Below are 1,518 nucleotides of genomic sequence, written 5' to 3'. Positions count from 1 at the left end.
TCCTTAGAAAGGAGGTGATCCAGCCGCAGGTTCTCCTACGGCTACCTTGTTACGACTTCACCCCAATTACTAACCCCACCTTCGGCCGCTGGCTCCTTAAGGTTACCTCACGGACTTCGGGTGTTGCCAGCTCTCATGGTGTGACGGGCGGTGTGTACAAGGCCCGGGAACGTATTCACCGCGACATGCTGATTCGCGATTACTAGCAACTCCAGCTTCATGTAGGCGAGTTTCAGCCTACAATCCGAACTGAGATGAGTTTTAAAAGTTTTGCTCCACCTCACGGTCTTGCATCTTTCTGTACTCACCATTGTAGCACGTGTGTAGCCCTAGACATAAGGGGCATGATGATTTGACGTCATCCCCACCTTCCTCCCGGTTAACCCGGGCAGTCTCACTAGAGTGCTCAACTTAATGGTAGCAACTAATGATAAGGGTTGCGCTCGTTGCAGGACTTAACCTAACATCTCACGACACGAGCTGACGACAACCATGCACCACCTGTCTCCCTGCCCCGAAGGGCTTCCCTCATTACAGGTAATTCAGGGGATGTCAAGTCTAGGTAAGGTTCTTCGCGTTGCTTCGAATTAAACCACATGCTCCGCTGCTTGTGCGGGCCCCCGTCAATTCCTTTGAGTTTTAATCTTGCGATCGTACTTCCCAGGCGGAATACTTATTGCGTTAGCTGCGGCACAGAAGGAGTCGATACCTCCTACACCTAGTATTCATCGTTTACGGCGTGGACTACCAGGGTATCTAATCCTGTTTGCTACCCACGCTTTCATGCCTCAGCGTCAGTTACGGTCCAGAGAATCGCCTTCGCCACTGGTGTTCTTCCTAATCTCTACGCATTTCACCGCTACACTAGGAATTCCATTCTCCTCTCCCGCACTCTAGATATCCAGTTTCAAATGCAGTTCCCAAGTTAAGCTCGGGATTTTCACATCTGACTTAAACATCCGCCTACGCATCCTTTACGCCCAGTAAATCCGGACAACGCTCGCCACCTACGTATTACCGCGGCTGCTGGCACGTAGTTAGCCGTGGCTTCCTCCTTGGGTACCGTCATTATCGTCCCCAAAGACAGAGCTTTACAACCCGAAGGCCTTCATCACTCACGCGGCGTTGCTGCATCAGGCTTTCGCCCATTGTGCAATATTCCCCACTGCTGCCTCCCGTAGGAGTCTGGACCGTGTCTCAGTTCCAATGTGGCCGATCACCCTCTCAGGTCGGCTACGCATCGTGGCCTTGGTGAGCCGTTACCTCACCAACTAGCTAATGCGCCGCGGGCCCATCTCAAAGCGGATTACTCCTTTAATTAGTATTTCATGTGAATTACTAATGTTATGCGGTATTAATCTCCCTTTCGGAAGGCTATCCCCCACTTTGAGGCAGGTTGCCCACGTGTTACTCACCCGTCCGCCGCTAATCCATCCCCGAAGGGATTTCATCGCTCGACTTGCATGTGTTAAGCACGCCGCCAGCGTTCGTCCTGAGCCAGGATCAAACTCTCAATTT

The 1,518-nt window shown here is 51.9% G+C and carries 1 rRNA gene; it reads right to left on the bottom strand.

The window, feature by feature from the left end:
- Positions 1-7 precede the first annotated feature (7 nt).
- A 16S ribosomal RNA gene (locus tag EG57_RS0224120) occupies positions 8-1,518 on the bottom strand.

Source organism: Clostridium drakei (assembly GCF_000633595.2).
Classification (GTDB): Bacteria; Bacillota; Clostridia; order Clostridiales; family Clostridiaceae; genus Clostridium_AM; species Clostridium_AM drakei.
Note: the sequence above shows the minus strand (reverse complement) of the source record. Positions and strands in the feature narration are given on the sequence as shown.